The sequence below is a fragment of the Pseudomonas sp. GW821-FHT02H06 genome, from assembly GCF_059421525.1.
Genome location: NZ_JBWKVD010000015.1, coordinates 93,627 through 111,196, shown reverse-complemented (window position 1 = coordinate 111,196; position 17,570 = coordinate 93,627). Strand labels below are relative to the sequence as shown.

At 60.8% G+C, this 17,570-nt stretch carries 17 protein-coding genes; 9 read left to right on the top strand and 8 right to left on the bottom strand.

Features of this window, described 5'->3' with window-relative positions; all coding sequences use genetic code 11:
* Positions 1–24: 24 nt before the first annotated feature.
* Entirely contained in the window at positions 25–753 is a 729-nt protein-coding gene (locus AC07VF_RS21260; protein WP_495009669.1) for an AzlC family ABC transporter permease, read from the top strand.
* Positions 750–1,073 carry an AzlD domain-containing protein gene (locus tag AC07VF_RS21255; protein WP_495009668.1) on the top strand — a complete coding sequence of 108 codons (324 nt, stop codon included), beginning with the start codon at positions 750–752 and terminating at the stop codon, positions 1,071–1,073. The genes AC07VF_RS21260 and AC07VF_RS21255 overlap by 4 nt, the downstream gene beginning before the upstream one ends.
* A gap of 18 nt (positions 1,074–1,091) precedes the next feature.
* On the opposite strand, the gene AC07VF_RS21250 is transcribed toward AC07VF_RS21255, so the two are convergent.
* The 3 genes from AC07VF_RS21250 to AC07VF_RS21240 form a co-directional block, all read right to left on the bottom strand.
* Positions 1,092–1,946: a sulfurtransferase gene (locus AC07VF_RS21250; protein WP_346627257.1), complete on the bottom strand. Its 855-nt coding sequence runs from the start codon at positions 1,944–1,946 to the stop codon at positions 1,092–1,094.
* Positions 1,947–2,008: 62 nt separating this feature from the next.
* Complete coding sequence (locus AC07VF_RS21245; RefSeq protein WP_495009667.1) at positions 2,009–2,710, bottom strand: TetR/AcrR family transcriptional regulator; 702 nt, start codon at positions 2,708–2,710, stop codon at positions 2,009–2,011.
* Between the two features lie 72 nt (positions 2,711–2,782).
* On the bottom strand, positions 2,783–3,979 hold the full coding sequence (locus AC07VF_RS21240) for an MFS transporter (RefSeq protein WP_495009666.1): 1,197 nt from the start codon (positions 3,977–3,979) through the stop codon (positions 2,783–2,785).
* Positions 3,980–4,126: 147 nt separating this feature from the next.
* Here AC07VF_RS21240 and AC07VF_RS21235 point away from each other — a divergent pair, with 147 nt between their 5' ends.
* The 4 genes from AC07VF_RS21235 to ggt all read left to right on the top strand — a co-directional run bounded on the left by AC07VF_RS21235 (position 4,127) and on the right by ggt (position 8,544).
* Positions 4,127–5,566 carry a coniferyl aldehyde dehydrogenase gene (locus AC07VF_RS21235; protein WP_495009665.1) on the top strand — a complete coding sequence of 480 codons (1,440 nt, stop codon included), beginning with the start codon at positions 4,127–4,129 and terminating at the stop codon, positions 5,564–5,566.
* 323 nt (positions 5,567–5,889) lie between these two features.
* Positions 5,890–6,372 (top strand): pantetheine-phosphate adenylyltransferase, encoded by a 483-nt coding sequence (coaD, locus tag AC07VF_RS21230; RefSeq protein WP_282368658.1) that lies wholly within the window; start codon positions 5,890–5,892, stop codon positions 6,370–6,372.
* A 99-nt stretch (positions 6,373–6,471) separates the two neighbouring features.
* Positions 6,472–6,723, top strand: coding sequence for a YfhL family 4Fe-4S dicluster ferredoxin (locus AC07VF_RS21225; protein WP_065991092.1), 252 nt, complete (start codon positions 6,472–6,474; stop codon positions 6,721–6,723).
* An 87-nt stretch (positions 6,724–6,810) separates the two neighbouring features.
* A complete protein-coding gene (gene ggt, locus AC07VF_RS21220) occupies positions 6,811–8,544 on the top strand; it encodes a gamma-glutamyltransferase (protein WP_346631027.1) in 1,734 nt (577 codons plus the stop codon).
* On the opposite strand, the gene AC07VF_RS21215 is transcribed toward ggt, so the two are convergent.
* From AC07VF_RS21215 to AC07VF_RS21205, 3 genes are all read right to left on the bottom strand, one after another.
* Positions 8,526–8,861 (bottom strand): multidrug transporter, encoded by a 336-nt coding sequence (locus AC07VF_RS21215; RefSeq protein ID WP_192173001.1) that lies wholly within the window; start codon positions 8,859–8,861, stop codon positions 8,526–8,528. The two genes, ggt and AC07VF_RS21215, sit on opposite strands and share 19 nt — an antisense overlap.
* Before the next feature lie 165 nt (positions 8,862–9,026).
* Positions 9,027–9,839, bottom strand: a complete 813-nt coding sequence (mutM, locus tag AC07VF_RS21210) for a bifunctional DNA-formamidopyrimidine glycosylase/DNA-(apurinic or apyrimidinic site) lyase (RefSeq protein WP_192173002.1) — start codon at positions 9,837–9,839, stop codon at positions 9,027–9,029.
* A 38-nt stretch (positions 9,840–9,877) separates the two neighbouring features.
* Positions 9,878–10,744 carry an HDOD domain-containing protein gene (locus tag AC07VF_RS21205; protein ID WP_192173003.1) on the bottom strand — a complete coding sequence of 289 codons (867 nt, stop codon included), beginning with the start codon at positions 10,742–10,744 and terminating at the stop codon, positions 9,878–9,880.
* A gap of 167 nt (positions 10,745–10,911) precedes the next feature.
* On the opposite strand from AC07VF_RS21205, the gene AC07VF_RS21200 reads away from it, so the two are divergent.
* Together AC07VF_RS21200 and ilvD are read left to right on the top strand one after the other, a co-directional pair.
* The gene (locus AC07VF_RS21200; RefSeq protein ID WP_237252892.1) at positions 10,912–12,108 is read left to right on the top strand and encodes a class I SAM-dependent rRNA methyltransferase; all 1,197 of its coding nucleotides are present in this window, start codon (positions 10,912–10,914) and stop codon (positions 12,106–12,108) included.
* A 422-nt stretch (positions 12,109–12,530) separates the two neighbouring features.
* Entirely contained in the window at positions 12,531–14,378 is a 1,848-nt protein-coding gene (gene ilvD / locus AC07VF_RS21195; RefSeq protein ID WP_192173005.1) for a dihydroxy-acid dehydratase, read from the top strand.
* A gap of 144 nt (positions 14,379–14,522) precedes the next feature.
* Here ilvD and AC07VF_RS21190 read toward each other — a convergent pair whose 3' ends face one another.
* On the bottom strand, positions 14,523–14,987 hold the full coding sequence (locus AC07VF_RS21190) for a DUF3429 domain-containing protein (RefSeq protein WP_423573810.1): 465 nt from the start codon (positions 14,985–14,987) through the stop codon (positions 14,523–14,525).
* Between the two features lie 143 nt (positions 14,988–15,130).
* Here AC07VF_RS21190 and AC07VF_RS21185 point away from each other — a divergent pair, with 143 nt between their 5' ends.
* Entirely contained in the window at positions 15,131–16,399 is a 1,269-nt protein-coding gene (locus AC07VF_RS21185) for a DASH family cryptochrome (RefSeq protein WP_495009664.1), read from the top strand.
* A gap of 44 nt (positions 16,400–16,443) precedes the next feature.
* Here the strand turns inward: AC07VF_RS21185 and AC07VF_RS21180 are convergent, their stop codons facing one another.
* Positions 16,444–17,499 carry an HAD family hydrolase gene (locus AC07VF_RS21180; RefSeq protein ID WP_495009663.1) on the bottom strand — a complete coding sequence of 352 codons (1,056 nt, stop codon included), beginning with the start codon at positions 17,497–17,499 and terminating at the stop codon, positions 16,444–16,446.
* Positions 17,500–17,570: the final 71 nt, after the last annotated feature.

The window sequence follows — 17,570 nt, the reverse complement described above, 5'->3', positions numbered from 1 at the left end:
ATCCGGGGCATAAGGAGAAAAACCATGTCCCGTCATCAATTCTTCGTCCGCGGTCTTCGCGACAGCGTGCCGATGCTGGTCGGTATTGCCCCGTTCGGCATTATCTTCGGCACCCTCGCAGGCGTCGGCGGGCTGACCCTGTGGCAGGCGGTCGGCATGTCGATGTTCGTTTACGCAGGATCGGCGCAGTTTATCGTCATCAGCCTGATGGGCGCCGGGGCCGGCGCGGTGGTGATTCTGTTGACGACGTTCATCGTCAATTTGCGCCACGTGCTGTACAGCGCCACCCTGCAGCCACAGGTTCAGGGGCTGCCCCAGCGATGGCGACTGCTGCTGGCGTTCTGGCTGACGGACGAAACTTTCGCCATCGTCCAACGCCACTACCTGGTCCACGGCCGGACGCCGCTCGCGCATTGGTACTGGCTGGGCGTGGCGAGCTCGCTGTATGCCTGCTGGGTGAGCAGCTCACTGGTGGGCGTGCTGTTTGGTCAGGCTTTTCCCGACATGGCCAGTTGGGGCCTGGAGTTCGCGATGCTGGCAACTTTCATCGGCATCGTCGTGCCCCTGCTGCGCAACCGACCGCAGATCGCCGCCGCGCTGGTCGCTGGCGCGGTTGCCATGCTGACATGGTCATGGCCCTACAAGCTGGGGCTCATGGCCGCAGCGTTCAGTGGCATCGCGGCGGGGGTGTTTCTGGAGAGAAGGCAAGCGGCAAGGCTGGACGACATGACCCCGAACGAGGTGCGCCCATGACGTACTGGTGGCTGATTCTGGGCATGGCGGCGATCACTTTTCTGATGCGCTACAGCCTGTTCGCCTGGCCGAACCTGCGTTTCCCGCCGCTGGTGCGCCAAGGCCTGCATTACGTACCCACCGCTGTGCTGACCGCCATCGTCGTCCCTGGCATGTTGCTGCCCGACGGCGCGCACTGGCAGTTGTCCCTGGACAACACCTACCTGCTGGCCGGGATCGTGTCGATTGGCATTGCGGCATTCAGCCGTAACCTTCTGGCGACAATCGGCGGCGGGTTGCTGGTGTTCTTCTTGCTGCGCTGGGCGATGGGCCAGATGTGAGGCACATACGTCGCGACCTTAGTCCCCGGTCGCGACGCCTCGCTGCGGATCATTGATCCACTCGCTCCACGATCCCGCGTACAGCGCCCCCAACGGATACCCGGCGAGGGCCAAGGCAAACAGGTTGTGACAGGCCGTTACGCCGGAACCGCAATAAGCGACGAGCGCATGGGCAGGACGGCCTTGTAGTGCCTCGGCGAAGCGCTGCTTCAGTTGCTCTGCCGGGAGAAAGCGGCCATCCGGCCCGAGGTTGTCGGTGAATGCCGCGCACTGTGCGCTCGGAATGTGCCCCGCAATAGGGTCGATGGGCTCGACCTCACCCCGGAACCGCGCGGGGGCACGTGCGTCAATCAGCGTCATGGCGGGATCGCCGATGCGGGCCTGCAGTTGCTCGGCCGTCAGCACCATCGATTCATCTGGCACGCCGTCGAATGAACCCTCGGGTTGGTGCGGCGGATCAAGACTCAGCGGCAGACCCGCCCCATGCCAGGCCTTGAGCCCGCCATCGAGCACATACACGCCGTCGCGCTTGCCCAGCCACGCCAGCAACCACCAGGCTCGGGCGGCATACGCACCCGGGCCATCGTCGTACAGCACGATATCGCTGTGGTTGTTCACACCCCAGAACCGCAAGCGCTCGATCAGTGTCTGCGGATCCGGCAGCGGGTGGCGACCGGTCACACCCTTGGTGATGGCACCACTGAGATCATTGAGCAAGTCAGCGTAGGAAGCGCCTTCGATATGGCCCTCTGCGTAGCTGCGCTGGCCGTAGTCCAGATCGTCCAGCGACGAACGACAATCCAGTATCACAAGCCCGGGCTGGGTCAGGCGTTCTGACAATTGTTGCGGGCTGATCAATTGCGCGATGGACATGACAGGCTCCTGCAGGCAGTAAAAAGGGCGATATGACAATCGAGTGAGACGACCGGGCCGAGTCAGCCAGCGTCTTCCAGTGCCTTGGCCAGCGGCACGTAAAACTCCGCGCACAGCGCATTCACTGCTTCCCGCGCCTGGGGCGTGACGTAGGCCAGTTCCAGCATCAGCACCTGATAAACGCCGCGACGTATCGCGTCCTCATTCAGGTGAGCGGCGTTTTCCCGGGTGGTGCACAGAAACCGTACCCAAGACGTGAGGATGATCCACGCATTGAGCGTCAGCGATTCGATCTGGACCTTGTCCATGCTCAGAATCTGCGCGTCGACAAAGCCGCTGTAAATGGACATCGCCTTGATCAGGCAGTGTTGGGAAAAGCGTCGGTAACGCACTGCCAGCTCGGGATCGGTTTCAAGCAGGTGCTCGAGGTCGCGGTGCAGAAAACGGTAGCGCCACATGCCGTCGATGATCGCCATCAGGTAATGGCGTTTGTCTTCGACACCCGGCAGACGGCCCTTGGGCGGGTGAAGAAAGCTGTCGACCAGCGTTTCATATTCGGTGAACAACTCGGCGATGATCGCCTGCTTGTTGGGGAAGTGGTAGTACAGATTGCCGGGCGACATTTCCATGTGCGCAGCGATGTGATTGGTGCTGACGCTGCGCTCGCCCTGCTGATTGAACAGCTCCAGGCTGCTGTGCACGATGCGTTCACGGGTGTTGATGCGTACGGTTTTGATGCGTACGGTTTTGATGCGCGGCGCCATGTTCAACTCGAACGTCGAAACGTAACAGGGATGTGCCGGATCTTAACGCAAGCGTCGGATCCGTTGCAGACTTCATCGCTCCACGGCCGTTGCCACCCTGAGCCGAACCACCGCTGCGACGCCAACACCGAGCACGGCTGCCGCCAGCACGTTGATTAAAATGACGCCGCGCAGACCGATCGGCGCCGTCAGCACTCCCACCAGTAACCCGGCCAGCGGTTGCGACAGGTTGTTCAGCAGCGTGATGACGCCGACGGTCTTGCCGAAGTCCCGCGCCGGAATGACCCGCTGACGAATGCTGCGCATGTAGACGTTGAACATCTTGTCGAAGCCGACGATCAGCAGAAAGCCGACAAGGTAGACCTCGGATGACGCACTTGTGGCGGTAATGAATGCACCCAGCAGCAAGGCGATGTATGACATCGCACCGAGCAGTTTCAGCGGCAGGCTGACCCGGGCCAGAACAAACAGAATCGCGATGGTCAGCAAGGCGCCCGCCGCCTGCAGACCGGCGTAGAAATCTTTGCTCTCGCCAAACGAGCCGATCGCCATGGCCGCCGAGCTGGCCAGGGTGACGCCGACGATCAGGTTGACGCCGACCGCCAGCAAAATGATCTTCTTCAGTTCGGCCAGTCGGAAGATGTGTCCGAAGGCGATTTTCAGTGGCTGGGTCCAGCGGCCTGCGTGCTGATCAAAGCGCTCCAGCGTGACGTCGCTCTTGCGTTGCCAGACGCCCATGGCGAGATCCGCCGCAACGAACACCAGCGCCACACCCATCACGACGCCCCACCACGGGCAGATTTCCAGGGCCAGCGCGGCCAGCAAAGGCCCGAGCACCAGGCCGGTCTGGTCGGCGATCTGAGAGTAGGAGAGCGTCTTGCCATAGCGGTAATCCGGGAAAATATGCGGCATGACCACTTCCCGGGCCATGATCCCCTGGGTGGTCAGGACGCCGCAGATCGCCGACAGCCCGATCAGCCAGCCGATGCCGCCAAACAGGCCGTACAGCCCCATCGCGGCCAGACAGATCAAGGCGCGGTAGATCTGGCTGATGTGCAGCAACCGGATGGGCGAGTATTTGTCGCACAGCGCGCCGCAAATCGGGAATGCAAGGAAGCGCGGTAATGTCTCGACGAAGAACGCCAGCCCCGCCAGGGACGCGCTGTTGGTGGTTTGAAAGACAATCAGCGGCACCAGAAACAGCAGAACCTGATCGGCGAGGCGGGAGAGAAACAGGGAAATGAAAAACGCCAGATAGTCCGTGCGCATTGAGACTCCGTGTCAGGTGTTGCAGGGCGGCAGTTTAGTTTTAGCCGGGACAGTCTGGCGTGCGTCTGCGAGCGAATGCAAGGACCGTTGACTTCGTAGAGCAATGACTCTAAAAACCCCTGCATAACGTTAATAAGGACTGCTGCGATGCCCGTCGAATCCAAGCTTCTGCCCTATGCAGACGATGCCCCTTCCTTTCGCAGCAGCCTGGAGCAGGTATTCGACGAACAACGTCGCGCATTCGCCGCCAATCCGATGCTGACGCTGCAAGAACGCAAGCAATGGCTCGACCGCCTGCACGGGCTGCTCAGCACCGAGCGTCAGGCGATCATTGACGCGATCAGCGCTGATTTCAGCCACCGCAGCGCCGATGAAACGCTCCTCGCCGAGCTGATGCCCTGCCTGCACAACATCCGCCATGCCCAGCGTCATTTGAAGCAATGGATGCGGCCTTCCCGCCGAAGCGTCGGCTTGGCGTTCCAGCCCGCGAGCGCGAAAGTCGTTTACCAGCCGTTAGGCGTGATTGGCGTGGTGGTGCCGTGGAATTACCCGCTGTATCTGGCCATCGGGCCGCTGGTGGGCGCGTTGGCGTCGGGTAACCGCGTGATGCTCAAGCTCAGCGAATCCACGCCCGCCACCGGCGCTTTGCTAAAAAGCCTGCTGGCACGAGTGTTTGCGGAGGATCACGTCGGGGTTGTGCTGGGCGAGGCGGAGGTCGGCGCGGCCTTTTCGAGGTTACCGTTTGATCACTTATTGTTCACGGGCGCCACCAGCGTCGGGCGGCATGTCATGCGCGCGGCGGCGGAAAACCTCACGCCCGTGACGCTGGAGCTGGGCGGTAAATCCCCCGCCATCGTGTCCCGCGACATCCCGCTAAAGGACGCCGCCGAACGCATCGCTTTCGGCAAAACCCTCAACGCCGGACAAACCTGCGTAGCACCCGACTACGTGCTGGTGCCCAGGGACCGCGTTGACGAATTCGTTGAGTCCTACAAAGAAGCCGTCACGCGTTTTTATCCCACGCTGGCCGACAACCCGGACTACACCGCAATCATCAATCAGCGGCATGTCGCACGGCTGAATTCGTATCTCGCCGACGCGCAAACCAAGGGTGCCCGGGTGGTACAGCTGTTCGCCGAGGGGCAGGACCGCAGAATGCCGTTCAGCCTGATTCTGGATGTGAGCGACGACATGCTGATCATGCAGGACGAGATCTTCGGACCGCTGCTGCCGATCGTGCCCTATGACCAGATCGAGCACGCGTTCGCCTACATCAATCAACGCCCAAGGCCACTGGCGCTGTACTACTTCGGCTACGACCGACATGAACAGAACCGCGTGCTGGAGCAGACGCATTCGGGCGGCGTCTGCCTGAATGACACCCTGCTGCATGTCGCTCAGGACGACTTGCCTTTCGGCGGCATCGGCGCGTCGGGCATGGGCCATTACCACGGGCACGAAGGGTTTCTGACGTTCAGTCATGCCAAAGGCGTGCTGATCAAACAACGCTTCAACGCCGCACGCCTGATCTACCCGCCCTATGGAAAGGCGATCCAGAAGCTGATTCAGAAACTGTTCGTGCGGTGATGCGTGTGCGAATTCACAACGACACAACGCGCCCCGCAGGACTGGCTGTGGAACATTCTGGGGCCGGCTTAGCCGGGAATGCATTTGGCGTCACGCCGCAAGTCTGATGGCGCCCACATTGGCCTCTTCCCGGCTGAAGCCGGTCCCACTCTTTGAACGCGATCATCCTGTAGGACTGGCTTTAGCCGGGAATGCATTTAGCGTCACGCCGTAAACCCAAGGGTTATCACACCGGCAGGCCCACTCCAGACTTGCGCGACTTGGCCGGCTCAGCGTGCTGCGCTACCATCCAGTCCCCAACGAACTCCGACCAGGACGACGCGATGAACCGAGTGTTGTACCCCGGCACCTTCGACCCTATCACCAAGGGTCATGGCGATCTGGTCGAGCGCGCTTCGCGCCTGTTCGATCAGGTGGTCATTGCCGTCGCCGCCAGCCCCAAGAAAAACCCCCTGTTTCCGCTGGAGCAACGGGTTGCGCTTGCTCGCGAAGCGACCAAACATCTGCAAAACGTGGAAGTCGTAGGATTCTCGACACTGCTGGCGCACTTCGCCCAGGAACAGAACGCCAACATCCTGCTGCGCGGCCTGCGCGCGGTGTCGGATTTCGAGTACGAATTTCAGCTCGCCAACATGAACAAGCAACTGGCCCCGGACATCGAAAGTCTTTTTCTTACGCCGTCCGAACGCTATTCGTTCATTTCATCTACGCTGGTCAGGGAAATCGCAGCGTTAGGTGGTGATATCACCAAATTCGTACACCCCGCCGTGGCCCAGGCGCTGAGCGAACGCTTCAAAAAAGCCTGAGGCCTTGCGTCGAGGCGAGGTGCATACCGAGCGCTAATGCGGCACAATCCGCCGCATTCGTTTTGATATGCCCCGGTGTCGACCGTGGCAGGAGTATCCATGTCCCTGATCATCACCGACGATTGCATCAACTGCGACGTCTGCGAACCCGAGTGCCCGAACGAAGCGATTTCCCAGGGTGAAGAGATCTACGTGATCAATCCCAACCTGTGCACCGAATGCGTGGGTCACTATGACGAGCCGCAGTGCCAGCAAGTCTGCCCTGTGGACTGCATCCCGCTGGATGAAAACCACGTGGAGAGCAAGGACGAGCTTATGGCGAAGTACAACCTGATCACAAGCAAGGCATAACCGAACGCATATCCTGTCGGCATACGTGCTTTCGCCGAAGACACTGGCTTAACGCCTGTTGAATTGAGCGAGATACGCATGATCTCTATGCTGGAACGGATACCTGTTTTGTCAGGCGCAGTGTTTCTGCTGTGCGTTTTTTCGGCCCAGGCCAGCCCCGATCACCCTGATCAGGCCGCCATTGCCAGTCCGCATCCCATTGCGACGGCCGCCGGTCAGGAAATCCTGGTCGACGGCGGCAACGCATTCGATGCCGCAATAGCCATCAGCGCGACCCTCGCCGTCGTGGAGCCCTACGGGTCGGGCCTCGGCGGCGGCGGGTTTTTCCTGCTGCGCCAATCCGGCGACCCCGTTCAGTATCAGTTTCTCGACGCGCGCGAAAAGGCGCCGCTCAAATCCAAACCCAAAATGTTCCACCGCAAAGGCATCCTCCAGCCGGACCTGTCCCTCAACGGACCTCTGGCGGCCGCGATTCCCGGGCTTCCCGCTGCGCTAGTCGAGCTCGCCGAACGCTATGGCCGATTGCCGCTTTCGATTTCACTCGCGCCGGCAATCCGGGTCGCCTATCGCGGTTTCAAAGTGGACAGTGTTTATCGCGAACGCGCCAGTTGGCGGCTGTTCGCGCTGCGTAATAACAAGGAAAGTGCGCGCCTGTTTCTGCGCAACAACGATGTGCCAAATCTGGGTGACGTCATCACCCAGCCGGAACTGGCGCAGACGCTGGAGCGCCTTGCCGACAATGGCCGCGCAGGGTTCTACAGCGGTCTGGTGGCGCAGGCGATGGTCAGCGGCGTTCGCCGCGCAGGGGGCATCTGGAATTACCACGATTTCGAAGAATATGAAGTCGTCACGCGCACGCCTCTGCGCGTTCAGATGGCCGATCAACGGGAGCTGATCAGCGCACCGCCGCCCTCGGCAGGTGGCATCGCTGTGGCGCAAAGCCTGTCCATGCTGCAACAGCTGCCGTGGCGGTCGTCAGGGAAAATCCAGCGGGCGCACTTGGTGATCGAGGCACTGCGCCGCGCTTACCGTGATCGCGTATTGCTGGGGGACCCTGACTTCGTGCCCAATCCGGTGGCTCAACTGCTCTCCCCCGACTACCTGCTGCAACTCACCACCAGCATCGACCCCCACCGCGCCACGCCCAACAACATCCTGCCACCCGCCCCGCGCTGGCGTGAGGGCGATAACACCAGCCATTTCGCGGTCCTGGATAACGAGGGCAACGCCGTCACAGCGACACTCTCGCTGAATCTGCCCTTCGGCTCCGCGTTCACCGTGCCTGGCACTGGGATCATCCTCAACGATGAAATGGACGACTTTGCCATCGACCCCAAAGGCCAAAGCACCTCGGCGGCGGCAGGCGGTCACGCCAACGCCATTGAGCCGGGCAAGCGGCCCCTCTCCAGCATGAGCCCGAGTTTCATAGAAGGCCCGCAGTCCCTCGCAGCCTTCGGCACCCCGGGCGGCAGCCGTATCCCCAGCATGGTGCTGCTGTCGATACTGCAATACCTTGATGATCAGCCGATTGCCAACTGGGCATCAACGCCGCGCTATCACCACCAGTACACGCCGGATGTGGTCGAGTACGAGCCGGGGACTTTCACTGAGCAGGAACTGGCTGACCTGCGCGAGCGCGGTTACACGCTGAAAGAGACGGCGAAGGATTTTGGCAACCAGCAGGTGTTGTTGTGGCACAAGAACAGTGCCCGGGTTGAAGCGGCCAGTGATCCACGCGGCATCGGCGTTTCGACGATATTCAAACCCGATGGCGCGCTGAAGCTGATGCGCGCCTGCGCCGATCAGTCCTGCTTGCCGTAACCATCGCCGGTGCAACCCAGGCAGCGGACAAATGCCGCCTTGCCCGGATCCACGACAAGGGCCTTGCCGGTGCGGCCAATGCCGCCACCGGCGGCGGTAAACGGCAATGCAACCACAAACAACCCGGCGCCAATGACGGTGGCAACGATGAGAATCGGCCGCGCAATCAGCAGGTCGCCGATCATCGCGTAGGCAGGAGGACTTTCGATTTCGTAGACGGGATCACCACTGCCTGTCGCGTCCTGAGCCAGCGCAGGCGTGAATTGCAAGCCGAAGAACACGGCCAACGTGGCAGCAAGCATGCGAAACGGGCTCATGGCATGGTCCTTCAGGCTAAGGCAGATATGAAGCTGTTCACTATAAACAGGGCGCGGGCTTACGCAAGGGGCGGCGTGTCTCACTGACGACACACGCCCTGTAGGAGACGTCGGATAAACCCTGGCGACCAAGCGGCGGTCAGTACTTCCTGTCGCTGTCGGGAATTATTTCTGGCACTTCGGGCAGTAAACGCTGGCCCGCTGACCCAGCTTCACTTCTCGCAGCGTGGTCCCGCAGACCTTGCACGGCTGCTCGCCGCGGCCGTACGCGAACAGTTCCTGCTGGAAGTAGCCGGGCTGGCCGTCGCCGCCGATGAAATCCCGCAGCGTCGTCCCGCCTCGCTCGATGGCGGCGGCCAGGATGCGTTTGATTTCAATCGCCAGCTTTATATAGCGCGCCTTGGAAACACTCCCGGCGGTACGGCGCGGATCGATTCCGGCGGCAAACAGGGCTTCGGTCGCATAGATGTTGCCGACGCCCACCACGATTGCGTTGTCCATGATGAAAGGCTTGACTGCCATCGCCCGGCCGCGAGAAAGCTCGAACAGACGCAAACCATCGAACACCTCGGTCAGCGGTTCCGGCCCCAGGCGCGCGAGCAGCTCGTGGTTGAGCGGATCAAGGCTCCAGAGCATGGCGCCGAAACGACGGGGGTCGGTGTAGCGCAAGGCCAGGCCGGACTCGAGTTCGATGTCGACGTGCTCATGCTTGAGCGGCGGCAGACCGGCATCCACCAGGCGAAGATTGCCCGACATGCCGAGGTGGCTGATCAAGGTGCCGACCTCCGCCTGGATCAGCAGATACTTGGCGCGGCGCTCGACGGCCACGATTTTCTGCCCAGACAGGCGCACGTCGAGGTCTTCGGGGATCGGCCAGCGCAGGCGACGATCGCGCACGATCACCCGGCTGACGCGCTGGCCCACCAGATGCGGTGCGATGCCCCGACGAGTGGTTTCGACTTCAGGTAATTCAGGCATGGGGCCGCTCGATGAAGGGTGAGGTCAGGTGCGCAGGATCAGTGCGCACTCAGCTCACGAATACTTTCTTTGAGGTTTTCGAAGTCATAGTCAGAGAAGCCGACGTAGTCGAGCACCAGAGGACCAATGCTGTTCCACTCGTGGTCGACGGGCTCGTTGCCCAGGACGCGGTGAGATTCGCACACATGCTCGGCCATTTTCAGCACCGCCAGCATGTTTTTCAGTGGCGCGTTGCGACCCGAGTCGTCCTGAAAAATCGCCAGCGCGTTGTGGTGATTGGCAATGGCGTTGCTCACATGTTCAGGCAAACGCCAGGACTTGGCGGTGAAATAACCGACAACGGCGTGGTTGGTGTTCAGCAGCCTGTTCTCGGTGTCGACGACGCGGCACTCGGCGGTGGCGTTGGAATACGCTTCTTCGAGCACGCTCATGTAATCGGGGAAACGCTTGATCATTAGCGGCACGCCGCAGTCATGAAACAGACCCAGCGCGTAGGATTCGTCCACGGTTTGTGAGCCGATGCGCTTGGCGATCGTCAGACTGGTCATCGCAACGTCCTGGGCGGTGTCCCAGAAACGGTTGAGCACGACGATGGTTTCGTCGCTCATCTCGCCCTTGATCGACTGCGCGTTGATCAGGTTGATGACCGAGCGACTGCCGAGCAGATTCACCGCCCGCTGAATCGAAGCGATTTTATTGCTCAGGCCGTAATGGCTGGAATTGACGATTTTCAGCAGCGCGCCGGAAAGCCCCGGATCCTGGGCGATCAACCGGGCGATGGCACCCAGATCAGGGTCGGGCATGTACTGCTCCATCTGCAAATCCACCATGATTTGCGGCTGGGGCGGAACGCTGATGCCTTGTAACGCCTGCTGGATCTGCTCGGACGTAAGCTCTTGGGACATAACTTCACACTCGGGGTCAGGCCACGATTCTAACCCCTCGCGGCCATGGGTCGACAACTGGATGACGATTCAACGGATCCGACGGACAGCCAGACGGTAACAGAGCACGGCGCGCCTGCCAGCCGGCTGACGCGCTATACTCCCGCTCTTTTTTCCGGAGCGACGTCATGTCCCTGCCTAGCTTGCGCCTCAAGCCCAACGCCGATCGCCGCCTGCGCGCCGGTCATTTGTGGGTCTACAGCAACGAAATCGACGTCGCTGCCACCCCGCTCAACGGCTTTGCTCCTGGCGCTCAAGCCATTCTCGAAGCCGCGGGTGGCAAGCCGCTGGGCATCGTCGCGATGAGCCCGCAAAACCTGATCTGCGCACGGTTGCTGTCCCGCGACGTCAAGCTGCCACTGGACAAGTCGTTGCTCGTTCATCGCCTGAACGTCTGCCTGTCGCTGCGCGAGCGTCTGTTCGACAAGCCGTTTTATCGCCTGGTCTATGGCGACTCCGACCTGCTGCCGGGTCTGGTAGTCGATCGTTTCGGCGACATTCTGGTGGTGCAGCTGGCGTCAGCCGCCATGGAGCAACTGAAAGACGACGTGCTGGCTGCGCTGATTCAAGTGATCAAACCGAGCGGCATTCTGCTCAAGAACGACTCCGCCGCGCGCGACGCCGAAGGGCTGAACCGCTACGTTGAAACCGCGTTCGGCCTGGTGCCGGAGTGGGTCGCGCTGGAAGAAAACGGCGTGAAGTTCGAAGCGCCGGTGATGGAAGGTCAGAAGACCGGCTGGTTCTACGACCACCGCATGAACCGCGCGCGCCTGGCGCCTTACGCCAAGGGCAAACGTGTGCTCGACCTGTTCAGTTACATCGGCGGCTGGGGCATCCAGGCCGGTGCGTTCGGCGCAAGCGAAGTGTTCTGCGTGGATGCGTCCGCCTTTGCGCTGGACGGTGTAGAGCGTAACGCAGCGCTGAATGGCTTCGCGGAGAAGGTCACCTGCATCGAAGGCGACGTGTTTGAAGCGCTGAAGGAGCTGAAAGCCGCTGAAGAGCGTTTCGACGTGATCATCGCCGACCCGCCTGCGTTCATCAAACGCAAGAAAGACATGAAAAACGGCGAAGGCGCCTACCGCCGCCTGAACGAGCAAGCCATGCGCCTGCTCAGCAAGGACGGCATTCTGGTCAGCGCTTCCTGCTCGATGCACCTGCCGGAAGACGACCTGCAAAACATCCTGCTGACCAGCGCCCGCCATCTGGACCGCAACATCCAGCTGCTCGAGCGCGGCGGCCAGGGCCCGGACCACCCGGTCCACCCTGCGATCCCAGAGACGCGCTACATCAAAAGCATCACCTGCCGGTTGCTGCCGAACAGCTGATGGCTGTGGCGTAACGAGATCGCCCATTTATGCAGATCCCGCGCGGATCTGTAGGCGACTGATCCTTGTGGGAGTGAGCTTGCTCACGAAGACGGCGTTGCACCCGCTGAAGCTTTAGCGAATGTACCGCCACCTTCGCGAGCAAGCTCACTCCCACAGTTGCGTTTGTCTGCAGATACATCTGTGTTATCAGACCGATGAATCCGCAGCCCCACTTCCCGCCATTCCCTCCCGCCCTCACAGGTGTAGAATCAGCGCTATTCATCGCCAGTCATCCCCCGGCGGGTTTATGAGCTCAGGCTGGGCGTACGGTGATCCCGTATCGTTCGGTTTCTTCGCTGCATCCGGTCACTGCCTTTTGCACACGACGTCACTAGAAGCTCACTCCCTTCCTTATTCAGCCGATTAGCCGGAGTGTTCCAATGCCTGATTACCGTTCGAAAACGTCCACCCACGGCCGCAATATGGCCGGCGCGCGCGCCTTGTGGCGTGCCACGGGCATGAAGGACGACGATTTCAAGAAGCCGATCATCGCCATCGCCAACTCGTTCACCCAGTTTGTACCGGGCCACGTCCACTTGAAGGACATGGGTCAGCTGGTGGCGCGCGAGATCGAAAGAGCAGGCGGCGTCGCCAAGGAATTCAACACCATCGCGGTGGATGACGGCATCGCCATGGGCCATGACGGGATGCTGTATTCGCTGCCAAGCCGCGAGATCATCGCCGACTCGGTCGAGTACATGGTCAACGCCCACTGCGCCGATGCCATTGTCTGCATCTCCAACTGCGACAAGATCACCCCCGGCATGCTGATGGCTGCGTTGCGCCTGAACATCCCGGTGGTATTCGTTTCCGGCGGTCCGATGGAAGCCGGCAAGACCAAGCTCGCCAGCCACGGCCTGGACCTGGTTGACGCCATGGTCATTGCTGCCGACTCCACCGCGTCCGACGAAAAAGTCGCCGAATACGAGCGCAGCGCCTGCCCGACGTGCGGTTCGTGCTCCGGGATGTTCACCGCCAACTCGATGAACTGCCTGACCGAAGCCCTGGGCCTTGCACTGCCGGGCAACGGCTCGACGCTGGCGACCCACTCCGACCGCGAACAGCTGTTCCTGCAGGCCGGCCGCACCATCGTCGACCTGTGCAAAACCTATTACAAAGACAATGACGACTCGGTGCTGCCGCGCAACATCGCCAACTTCAAGGCCTTTGAAAACGCGATGACCCTCGACATCGCCATGGGCGGTTCGACCAACACCATCCTGCATTTGCTGGCCGCTGCCCAGGAAGCCGAGATTCCGTTCGACCTGCGCGACATCGATCGCCTGTCGCGCCGCGTGCCGCAGCTGTGCAAGGTTGCGCCGAACATTCAGAAGTACCACATGGAAGACGTTCACCGTGCCGGTGGCATCTTCAGCATTCTGGGCTCGCTGGCCCGTGGCGGCCTGCTGCACACCGACCTGCCGACCGTGCACAGCAAATCCATGGAAGAAGCCATCGCCAAGTGGGACATCACCCAGACTGACGACGAAGCGGTGCATCACTTCTTCAAAGCGGGTCCTGCCGGTATTCCGACCCAGACGGCCTTCAGCCAGTCGACCCGTTGGGAAACCCTGGACGACGACCGCGAGAACGGCTGCATCCGCAGCGTCGAGCACGCGTACTCTCAAGAAGGGGGCCTGGCCGTGCTGTACGGCAACATCGCGCTTGACGGCTGCGTGGTGAAAACTGCGGGTGTGGACGAGTCAATTCACGTGTTCGAAGGCAACGCCAAGATTTTCGAAAGCCAGGACAGCGCCGTTCGCGGCATTCTGGCGGACGAGGTGAAGGCCGGCGACATCGTGATCATCCGTTACGAAGGTCCGAAAGGCGGCCCGGGCATGCAGGAAATGCTGTACCCGACGTCGTACCTGAAGTCGAAAGGCCTGGGCAAAGACTGTGCGCTGCTGACCGACGGGCGTTTCTCGGGCGGGACCTCGGGCCTGTCCATCGGCCATGCTTCTCCTGAAGCCGCAGCCGGCGGCGCGATCGGTCTGGTTCGTGACGGCGACAAAGTGCTGATCGACATTCCGAATCGCTCGATCAACCTGATGATCGACGACGCGGAAATGGCCGAACGTCGCGCCGAGCAGGAAAAGAAAGGCTGGAAGCCGGTTGAGTCGCGCCCTCGCAAGGTGACCACCGCCCTCAAGGCCTACGCCCTGCTGGCGACCAGCGCCGACAAAGGTGCCGTGCGTGACAAGGCCCTGCTGGACAAGCTGGTGCCATAAGCATTACCTCGCACTGAAGAACACCCCGCCTGTCGGGGTGTTTTTTTGTCTGCCAGCCGCTTTAAAGAGGCAAGGCTCGACCATCCGTCGAACATCCACCCGGGCCCATCAATTTCGCCGGCAACAGATCCAGACACCGGCGATTCATGAGCCAATGGCTACGGTGATCGCACCCAACAGCAGGCAAAGACTGGCGACCAACGTCAGACGCAGACGCATCGGCAAATACCAGGCGGGCAGTGTTGTCGCCTTCACCAGACGCCGGTCCTGCCAGTAGTGCGTGACGAAACCTAAAATCAACAGCAAAAGCCCCAGCGGTGCCGGCAATAACAGAGCGGGCCAGGCGATCAGTGCCGGGATGACACTCCAGATGAACCGCTCGCGACATTGATCGGCACTCAAGCCTTGCAGGGTCATGGCGAACCCCCAATGCAGCGCGCCCACAAAGCTCAGGATCACCGCCCCGTAAGCGACCAGCGCTTGCGTCAAGAACGGGCGGTACTCGACTGAAAACGGGATCAGCAACAGCAGCCCAACGAATGGCAGCAGACCCCCATAACCCAGCAGGGCGACATACCTTGGCGACGAAGACAGCGACAACGCTTTCATTTGAGCCCCTTCCAGTCATTTACTTGAAAGACTATCGCTCAAAAGCGCAATCCTGTTTAGCTTCTCTTCGCTCGAACGGAAAAAGGACCACGTCCTCAAACCAACTGATCAAGGCCTTGATCCCTAGACGCTGAGACCTTCATATGAATACGTTGATCTATTGGTTCCGTCAGGATCTTCGGCTTGCCGACAACCCTGCCTTTACTCACGCGTGTGAACTTGCCAACACGCTGCTGCCGGTTCACTGCACACCCGTAGCGACTTCGACGCCGTGGGGATTCGAGCGTATCGGCGCCCACCGCCAGTATTTCGAACAATCAGCGGTCAACGCACTGGCCGAGCAGTTGCGGGCTCACGGCAGTGGGTTGATGCAGATCGAGGGTGATCCGGTGGAGCGGCTTGTCGCCCTGGCCCACGAATGGGGTGTCGATACGGTCATCTGCGAACGCATCGCGGCGCCCGAAGAGGAAGCACAGGTGCAAGCCCTTCGCGCAGCGGGACTGACCGTGGAAGATCACTGGCAGTCGACGCTGTTTTCGCTGGACGAGTTGCCCATGGCGGTCGAAGAGCTGCCGGATGTGTTCAGTAGCTTTCGCCGCCTTGTGGAAAAAGCCCACACCTCTGCACGCCCCGTCATACCGTCGCCAACGACAATTCCTGCACTGCCCCCAGGTTCGAGCATCAAGCCGGTCACGCTGCAGGCGCCTCCCGCTTTGGACACCCGCTCGGCGTTTCCTTATCAACAGCAAGCGTTCAGCGGCGGCGAGCAGGCGGCCATCGAACATCTGCAGCAGTATTTCCGTCGGGGTCTGGCGAACAGCTATAAAGCCACCCGCAACAACCTGAGTGCTGTGGACGACTCCACCAAGTTTTCGCCTTGGCTTGCACGGGGTTCGCTGTCAGCGCCGCAGATTGATCAGGCGTTGAAGGCTTTCGAGGCCGAACACGGCGCCAACGACAGCACGTACTGGATCTACTTCGAGTTGCTGTGGCGTGATTACTTTCGCTTGCTGCACCTCAAATACGGCCGGCTTCTCTACCGCGCCAGCGGCCTGAAAGGTGGCAGCGAGCCGGGCCACAACCCACAGGGGTTCGCGCGCTGGTGTCGGGGTGAAACCGGGGAAGCATTGATAGACGCTGGCATGCGGGAATTGGCAGCAACCGGCTACTTATCCAACCGAATGCGCCAGATCGTCGCCAGTTACCTGATTTTTGACCTGAAGGGCGATTGGCGCGCCGGGGCCGCCTGGTTCGAAGCGCATCTGGTGGATTACGACGTCTACAGCAATCAGGGCAATTGGCTGTACATCGCCGGCTACGGAACGGACCCGAGGGGCGGTCGGCGCTTCAACACCGCGAAGCAGGCGGACGAACATGATGCCGACGGCGCCTACCGCAGGCTATGGGCCTGAGAGTGCACGGCACGGCATATCGCCGCGCCGCGCGATGAGACGGGTTACTGAATCTCGTCCGGTTTGACGATCACCCAGTTCTTGTCCGCCGTCACCGGCAAGCCCTCCTTGGCCTGGGCCTCGGCGTTGGTCTTCATCATGCCGTTGAGCTGGGTCATGTATTTGTCCTTGCGATTGACCCACAGGTGAACGCCGCCTTTGCTGACGTCGACGCTGTGGAACAGCATGTAACCGTCGCTGGTAGGGGTGTCGCCGCCCACCAGCACCGGTTTTTTCCACTGATCGATGTAGGTCAGGATCGCCGCCTGCTTGCCGGCCATCCACGTCGCCGGGGTCCACAGGTAAGGCGTCAGCTCAAGACCGAGGTTGGCTTTCTCATCGTACTTGCCGGCGGTGATCTGCTTGCGCGCGGTCGTCAATTCGCCTGTCTCGCGGTTCTTCAGTAGCGTGGTCACGCCGATCACGTTCTGCGGCTTCACGTTGTAGCCGTACTTGGGATCAGCGGCGACCATGCGCACCAGCTCTTCGGAGGCCGCGGTCATGACATAGACCTCGATGCCGTTTTCCATCAGCTTGTTGTACAGCTCGGCCTGGCCGGTGAAGACCTTGGGCGGCTGCACTTCGATAGTCTTGACCACATCGCCTTCGTAATACGAGCTTGGTACGGGTTTACCCGAGGCCATCAGCTCGTCGACGTAGCCTTTGAGTTCTTTGAGGGTGAAGCCGGAAAACACTTGCGCGACCCATGGATAACAGACCATGTCGTCGATTTCGCACAGCCGGTAGTAATAGCTGAACAGGCTTTCCTTATGGTCAGCGGTGTCCTTGAACGGGATGAGCTTGAGGGAAGGATCGAGCGTGTCGCGGGTGATCAGCCCTTTGTTTTCCATGAACGGCAGCAGTGACTCTTCCAGGTCGTAGCGGTAGCTGGTGTTGTCCATGTCGAAAACGGCGAAGTTACCTTTGTTGGCGTTCGCCGCAATCATTGCGTTGAGCTGCTTGGCGGCGGGCGCAGGCCAGTGGGTCAGTTCGGTGGCGAGTGCCTGTCCGGCCAGGCCCAGACACAGTGCGGTGGCCAATAATGTTGGTACGAATTTCATGGTGATCCCCTCCCCTTTTTTGGTTCGAGGAGGACCGTAACAAAAAGCCATGACTGTTTCGATGCGTCAGC

Excerpts from the sequence above, each read along its gene's own strand:
- AC07VF_RS21215 (WP_192173001.1), bottom strand. The coding sequence starts at position 8,861 with ATGAGCCCGTTTCGCATGCTTGCTGCCACGTTGGCCGTGTTCTTCGGC.
- ggt (WP_346631027.1), top strand. The coding sequence starts at position 6,811 with ATGCTGGAACGGATACCTGTTTTGTCAGGCGCAGTGTTTCTGCTGTGC.
- ilvD (WP_192173005.1), top strand. The coding sequence starts at position 12,531 with ATGCCTGATTACCGTTCGAAAACGTCCACCCACGGCCGCAATATGGCC.
- coaD (WP_282368658.1), top strand. The coding sequence starts at position 5,890 with ATGAACCGAGTGTTGTACCCCGGCACCTTCGACCCTATCACCAAGGGT.
- AC07VF_RS21235 (WP_495009665.1), top strand. The coding sequence starts at position 4,127 with ATGCCCGTCGAATCCAAGCTTCTGCCCTATGCAGACGATGCCCCTTCC.
- AC07VF_RS21225 (WP_065991092.1), top strand. The coding sequence starts at position 6,472 with ATGTCCCTGATCATCACCGACGATTGCATCAACTGCGACGTCTGCGAA.
- AC07VF_RS21260 (WP_495009669.1), top strand. The coding sequence starts at position 25 with ATGTCCCGTCATCAATTCTTCGTCCGCGGTCTTCGCGACAGCGTGCCG.
- AC07VF_RS21185 (WP_495009664.1), top strand. The coding sequence starts at position 15,131 with ATGAATACGTTGATCTATTGGTTCCGTCAGGATCTTCGGCTTGCCGAC.
- AC07VF_RS21250 (WP_346627257.1), bottom strand. The coding sequence starts at position 1,946 with ATGTCCATCGCGCAATTGATCAGCCCGCAACAATTGTCAGAACGCCTG.
- AC07VF_RS21190 (WP_423573810.1), bottom strand. The coding sequence starts at position 14,987 with ATGAAAGCGTTGTCGCTGTCTTCGTCGCCAAGGTATGTCGCCCTGCTG.
- AC07VF_RS21240 (WP_495009666.1), bottom strand. The coding sequence starts at position 3,979 with ATGCGCACGGACTATCTGGCGTTTTTCATTTCCCTGTTTCTCTCCCGC.
- AC07VF_RS21180 (WP_495009663.1), bottom strand. The coding sequence starts at position 17,499 with ATGAAATTCGTACCAACATTATTGGCCACCGCACTGTGTCTGGGCCTG.
- AC07VF_RS21205 (WP_192173003.1), bottom strand. The coding sequence starts at position 10,744 with ATGTCCCAAGAGCTTACGTCCGAGCAGATCCAGCAGGCGTTACAAGGC.
- AC07VF_RS21245 (WP_495009667.1), bottom strand. The coding sequence starts at position 2,710 with ATGGCGCCGCGCATCAAAACCGTACGCATCAAAACCGTACGCATCAAC.
- mutM (WP_192173002.1), bottom strand. The coding sequence starts at position 9,839 with ATGCCTGAATTACCTGAAGTCGAAACCACTCGTCGGGGCATCGCACCG.
- AC07VF_RS21255 (WP_495009668.1), top strand. The coding sequence starts at position 750 with ATGACGTACTGGTGGCTGATTCTGGGCATGGCGGCGATCACTTTTCTG.
- AC07VF_RS21200 (WP_237252892.1), top strand. The coding sequence starts at position 10,912 with ATGTCCCTGCCTAGCTTGCGCCTCAAGCCCAACGCCGATCGCCGCCTG.